At 54.2% G+C, this 5,670-nt stretch carries 9 protein-coding genes; all 9 read left to right on the top strand.

The window, feature by feature from the left end:
• The coding region (locus tag M0P74_17850) for a hypothetical protein (GenBank protein MCK9365450.1) at positions 1–281 on the top strand (281 nt) is incomplete at its 5' end.
• 80 nt (positions 282–361) lie between these two features.
• Positions 362–616: a DUF1902 domain-containing protein gene (locus M0P74_17855; protein MCK9365451.1), complete on the top strand. Its 255-nt coding sequence runs from the start codon at positions 362–364 to the stop codon at positions 614–616.
• Positions 609–806 carry a type II toxin-antitoxin system HicA family toxin gene (locus M0P74_17860; protein MCK9365452.1) on the top strand — a complete coding sequence of 66 codons (198 nt, stop codon included), beginning with the start codon at positions 609–611 and terminating at the stop codon, positions 804–806. The genes M0P74_17855 and M0P74_17860 overlap by 8 nt, the downstream gene beginning before the upstream one ends.
• 360 nt (positions 807–1,166) lie before the next feature.
• Positions 1,167–1,406: a hypothetical protein gene (locus M0P74_17865; protein MCK9365453.1), complete on the top strand. Its 240-nt coding sequence runs from the start codon at positions 1,167–1,169 to the stop codon at positions 1,404–1,406.
• Between the two features lie 42 nt (positions 1,407–1,448).
• Positions 1,449–1,727 (top strand): hypothetical protein, encoded by a 279-nt coding sequence (locus M0P74_17870; GenBank protein MCK9365454.1) that lies wholly within the window; start codon positions 1,449–1,451, stop codon positions 1,725–1,727.
• A 323-nt stretch (positions 1,728–2,050) separates the two neighbouring features.
• A complete protein-coding gene (locus M0P74_17875; GenBank protein ID MCK9365455.1) occupies positions 2,051–3,958 on the top strand; it encodes a GDP-mannose dehydrogenase in 1,908 nt (635 codons plus the stop codon).
• A gap of 144 nt (positions 3,959–4,102) precedes the next feature.
• On the top strand, positions 4,103–4,471 hold the full coding sequence (locus M0P74_17880) for a MarR family EPS-associated transcriptional regulator (protein ID MCK9365456.1): 369 nt from the start codon (positions 4,103–4,105) through the stop codon (positions 4,469–4,471).
• A gap of 168 nt (positions 4,472–4,639) precedes the next feature.
• Positions 4,640–4,984: a hypothetical protein gene (locus M0P74_17885; GenBank protein MCK9365457.1), complete on the top strand. Its 345-nt coding sequence runs from the start codon at positions 4,640–4,642 to the stop codon at positions 4,982–4,984.
• Between the two features lie 67 nt (positions 4,985–5,051).
• Positions 5,052–5,363 carry a nucleotidyltransferase domain-containing protein gene (locus tag M0P74_17890; protein MCK9365458.1) on the top strand — a complete coding sequence of 104 codons (312 nt, stop codon included), beginning with the start codon at positions 5,052–5,054 and terminating at the stop codon, positions 5,361–5,363.
• Positions 5,364–5,670 lie beyond the last annotated feature (307 nt).

The raw sequence follows: 5,670 nt of genomic DNA on the forward strand, positions 1-5,670 counted from the left end.
AAGACATTCGGGGAAAATTTGAGTTGGTATTGGAAGGCCATGATGCCCTTCATAAGGAAATCAGGGATACCAGAGAAGAACTATGTGAAAAGATTAATTTAGTTGACTTCAAGGTAGGGGCGCTGAACAAGAAAATTGACGACGTGCATGACAAACTCGACAAGAAAATTGACGACGTCCGGGATGAACTAGGCCGAAAAATCGACACTGTTGCCGCCGACCTTACCGCCCACCGCCGGGACACGGAGGCCCATTCCCCGGTGTACCGGGTAAAGGAATAATTGCGGTCACACCCCCCGCAAAAACGCTAAATTTAAAGACCTGACCCCTCCCAACCCCTCCCAAAAAAAAGGAGACAAACATGTTAAGCAAAGATATCAACGTAGAAGCTTTTTGGGATGAAGAAGCCCGGGTCTGGGTGGCCTCCAGCAATGATGTTCCCGGGCTGATCACGGAGTCCGACACCATGGAGCATCTCATGCAAAAGCTGAAGATCCTGATTCCCGAATTGCTCCAGGCAAACGGTTTAATCAGCGGGTCGGATGCGACCGACATCCCCATTCATCTCCTCGGCAAATGGCAGGAAGTAATCAAATCTCAGGCGCAAAATGGCTGACTACGCCCCGACCGTAAGAAAAATACTTTCCGAAAATGATTGCTATCTGGAACGTCAAGGCAAAGGCGACCACGAAATCTGGTACAGCCCGCTTACGAAGCTCCGTTTCCCTGTGGATGGAAAAATCAGGTCGCGCCACACCGCAAACGGCGTTCTCAAACAGGCCGGGTTACCGAAACAGTTTTTATGATCCCCCGGCAAAAACGCTAAATTTAATGGGTGACCCCCATTTATCCAAAATATCTCTTGACTTCCGAGACCGCTTCGCATAGGTTCGCCGCGGTCTTCACTAAATGAACGCACCCAGACACGACAGGATCACAGATGCCCGCTTCACTTGCTGCCCGACTTGAGAGCTTTGAATTTCTCCCGAAATGTTGTTAATTGTCATTCCCGTGAAAACGGGAATCTGGTCTTTTCGGGAACTTATAGATTCCCGCCTGCGCGGGAATGACAAAGAAGGGGCGTTTTTCAAAGGTCTCGCCGGGGCGATCATAAGATCGGGAAGAACGTCCTCATCGAGATTGCCCGCAAGAAGCAGGAGCGCGGAATGCTCACGGCCTGGGACACCTACAAGGACAAGCGCGACAAGGCGCCCGCCGGCAGGCAGAAGAGGGACCCGAACAACCAAGCCCAGGCCCTCGACGCCCTCGTGAAAGCCGCCGCTAAAATCAGTGAAATAGACAACTCCGCTTGGACGGATGACGAGAAGGAGGCCTACCGCGCCGCGCTCGTCAACCTTCAAACCGCGATCGAAAGCTTCCTCAACCCGGCTTCCGCCCTGGCATGACCTGACCCCCAAACTTGCCCCCCAAAACCTGCGAGGTGAAGCATGGAAAAAGACCATCTGGAGATTCTGCTGGAAGACATTCGGGGAAAATTTGAGTTGGTATTGGAAGGCCATGATGCCCTTCATAAGGAAATCAGGGATACCAGAGAAGAACTATGTGAAAAGATTAATTTAGTTGACTTCAAGGTAGGGGCGCTGAATAAGAAAATTGACGACGTCCGGGATGAACTTGGCCGAAAAATCGACACTGTTGCCGCCGACCTTACCGCCCACCGCCGGGACACGGAGGCCCATTCCCCGGTGTACCGGGTAAAGGAATAATTGCGGTACCCACCCGCGAAAACGCTAATTTTAAAGACCTGACCCCCGAATTTGCTCAGCACTCAGAGAGCTTTGAATTTCTCCCGAAATGTTGTTAATTGTCATTCCCGTGAAAACGGGAATCTGGTCTTTTCGGGAACTTATAGATTCCCGCCTGCGCGGGAATGACAAAAGGGTATAGATTTTCAAAGCTCTCACTCAGCACTTGATTTTTCCAGATGGCAAAACTTTTTGAGTGTCGCTAATTTCTCAATTATTTCAATAGCATTACCTATGCCGGAGCTCCGGCATACCCCCCAAAAAAATAGCACACGGAGCCGTCCATGACCTCAAGCTCAGCACTTGGTTTTACTCAGTCCTCAGCACTCAACACTCAGCACTCGGTCCTCAGCACTCAGTACTCTGTCTCTCCGACCGGCGAACAATTTCCCCTGCCCACTCCGCAGGAGGAACCTGCTGAAATCCAGCGCCTCCAAGCCCTCGTCGCCGACCACCGCGCCCAGGGCCATGAAATCGTCGTAGTCCTCGGCGTCGGCTTCGTAGGCGCCGTCATGGCCGGTATCGTCGCCGACTCCGTTCAAAAAACATCTGTCATTTCCGAACAAAAAACACCTGTCATTCCCGAAGTCTTTAATCGGGAATCTAATTGTAATGTCATTCCCGAACAAAAAACACCTGTCATTCCCGAAGTCTTTAATCGGGAATCTAATTCCCTTATCATCCCCCCCGGCCAACCCAACAAATTCGTCATCGGCGTCCAGCGCCCATCCCCGCGTTCCTACTGGAAAATCCCACTTCTCAATCGTGGCATCGCCCCCGTAGAAGCTGAAGACCCCGAGGTCGCCCAGATGATCGCCCGCTGTGTCCTCACGAAGAAAACCCTCACCGCCACCTACACCTACGAGGCCCTCTCCCTCGCCGACGTAATCGTCGTGGACGTCCAGTGCGACTACTTCAAGGAGACCCTCGGCAATTGCCGCCAGGGCCACGCCGAGATCGCCGCGCTGGAGGAGAGCCTCAAAGTCCTGGGCGAGAAGATCCAGCCCCACTGCCTCGTCCTTATCGAGACAACGGTGCCCCCCGGCACCACCGAATACGTAGCCTACCCGATCCTAAAAAAAGCCTTCGAGCGCCGCTTCTCAAGCCCCACTCCCTTAGCACTTGGTCCTGATTCACTCAGCACTCAGTCCTCAGCACTCAGCACTAATGTTTTATGCCCCGACCCCTTACTCGCCCATTCCTACGAGCGCGTCATGCCCGGCCGGGAGTACGTTGCCTCCATCCGCGACTTCTGGCGGGTCTGCAGCGGGATCAACGAACCCGCGAAGGAAAGGGTCGTGAAGTTCCTCTCCGAGATCCTGAACGTCGAGAAGTTCCCGCTGACCGTCCTCGACCGCCCGATCGAAAGCGAGACGAGCAAGATCGTCGAGAACTCCTACCGCGCGACGACGCTTGCCTTCTTGAACGAATGGAGCCTTTTTGCCGAGCGCAACGGCGTGGACCTGATCAAGGTGATCGAGGCGATCAAGGTGCGCCCCACGCATTCCAACATGATCTTCCCCGGCCCCGGAATCGGCGGCTACTGCCTCCCCAAGGACGGCGGCCTCGGCGTCTGGTCCTACCAGACCCTGATGGGCTTCGAAGACGACATCTTCAAAATCACGCCTTTGGCGATCGACATCAACGACACCCGTTCCCTCCACGTGGCGGAGCTGGTCCGCGACGCGTTGCGGAACATGGGGAAGGTTGTCGCCGCCTCGAAAATCGCCATCCTCGGCGCCTCCTACCGCGAGGACGTGGGCGACACCCGCTACAGCGGCTCGGAGATCGTCGTCCGCAAGCTCACGGAGATGGGCGCGGACATCGTCATCCACGACCCCTACGTGAAGCACTGGTGGGAGCTGGAGAAGCAGGAGTCCTACCCCGCCCCGGGCCATTCCTGGTCGCGGTTCTTCCGGAATCAGGAGAAGCTCAAGGACAGCCGGGTGGAAAATGATCTCCCCGCCACCCTCAAGGGCGTCGATGCCGTCGTCCTCGCCGTCCGCCACGAGGCCTACCGCGCTCTCGACCCCGCCTGGGTAATTGGGATGACCGGCCGCCCCGTCGCCGTCATCGACTGCTTCGGCATCCTCGACGACGCCGCCATCCGCCGCTATTTCGAGCTCGGCTGCGAGGTCAAGGGCCTCGGCCGGGGCCATGTCAAGCGCATCAAGGATGCGGTAAAACGCTAAATTTAAAGACCTGACCCCGAATACAATGCTCCGATTTCCTCCCGGCCCATTTATCCAAAATATCTCTTGACTTCCGAGACCGCTTCGCATAGGTTCGCCGCGGTCTTCACTAAATGAACGCACCCAGTCACGACAGGATCACAGATGCCCGCTTCACTTGCTGCCCGACTTGAAAAGGAAGAGACGCTCCACATCATCCGCGAGATCGACCGCTCTCCGGAGATGAGCCAGCGGGAGCTCTCCATCCGGCTGGGGATCAGCGTCGGCAAGATCAACTTCCTCATGAATGCCCTGATCGACAAGGGTTTTATCAAGGTCGAGAATTTCCGGAAATCAAACAATAAAATTGCATATCTATACAACCTGACCCCCTGCGGGATCGAGGAAAAGGCCCGGATGACCTACCTTTTTCTGAAGCGCAAGACCGCAGAGTACGAACAGTTGGCGCAGGAGATCCGGCAGTTGCAGGCAGAGGTGCAGCTAAACGGCGCCTCTGCCGCAATTAGGGACTGAGCCCTTTTTCCCGGCTTTTCGGGAAATGGGGCTCTGTCCCTAATTGCGAATAACGTAGCTTAATCTTCATAATCGGCAATTACTCAAAGCCCCTGGTGTAATCCAGAGGGCGGAGCTGTATAAACGCTAATTTTAAAGACCTGACCCCCGAAACCTGCGAGGTGAAGCATGGAAAAAGACCATCTGGAGATTCTGCTGGAAGACATTCGGGGAAAATTTGAGTTGGTATTGGAAGGCCATGATGCTCTTCATAAGGAAATCAGGGATACCAGAGAAGAACTATGTGAAAAGATTAATTTAGTTGACTTCAAGGTAGGGGCGCTGAATAAGAAAATTGACGACGTGCATGACAAACTCGACAAGAAAATTGACGACGTGCATGACAAACTTGACAAGAAAATTGACGACGTCCGGGATGAACTTGGCCGAAAAATCGACACTGTTGCCGCCGACCTTACCGCCCACCGCCGGGACACGGAGGCCCATTCCCCGGTGTACCGGGTAAAGGAATAATTGCGGTCACCCCCCCGCAAAAACGCTAAATTTAAAGACCTGACCCCCGAAATCTGACCCCCGAAATATGGAACAGATTCTCATTGATCTGAAGAAAAGTTTGCAGGAAATCGTCGGCGACCGCATGGTCAAGATGGTGCTTTACGGCTCCAGGGCTCGCGGCGATTTCAGCGCCGATTCCGACACGGATATCGCCATTGTTGTCCGGGGTCTCTCGCCGGAGATGAAGCGTTCCATGCTGAGCCGGGTGGCCGACATCGAGTTTGACTATCTCCGCTCCCTCTCCACGCTGATTCTGTCGGAAGAGGATTTTCTACAGCTTAAAAAGCGCGAACGCCGGATCGCCGTCGACATCGAGCGAGAGGGGATCCCGCTTTGACCGAAGAAAACCGGAAAGAAAACATCCGCGCCGAGCTGGACAGGGCGGCAGAGGCCCTCGCCGCCGCGGTAAGGAGCTATTTGATCTCCGCAAAAACGCTAAATTTAAAGACCTGACCCCCAAAAAATGGGGACATTTTAGGAAATTGCGAAGCGATTTACAAAGATGTCCCCATTTATCCGCAGGGAAAATAGGGCTCAGTCCCTAATTTCTTCCCTAATTTCTCTGCGGTTCAGGAAGTCTTGCAGGGAAGGATTGTCGATCCAGGAACGTCAGTTATCGCGCATACCTCAGAAATAAGGGAAAT

It is taken from the genome of Syntrophales bacterium (assembly GCA_023229765.1).
GTDB lineage: Bacteria > Desulfobacterota > Syntrophia > Syntrophales > UBA5619 > DYTH01.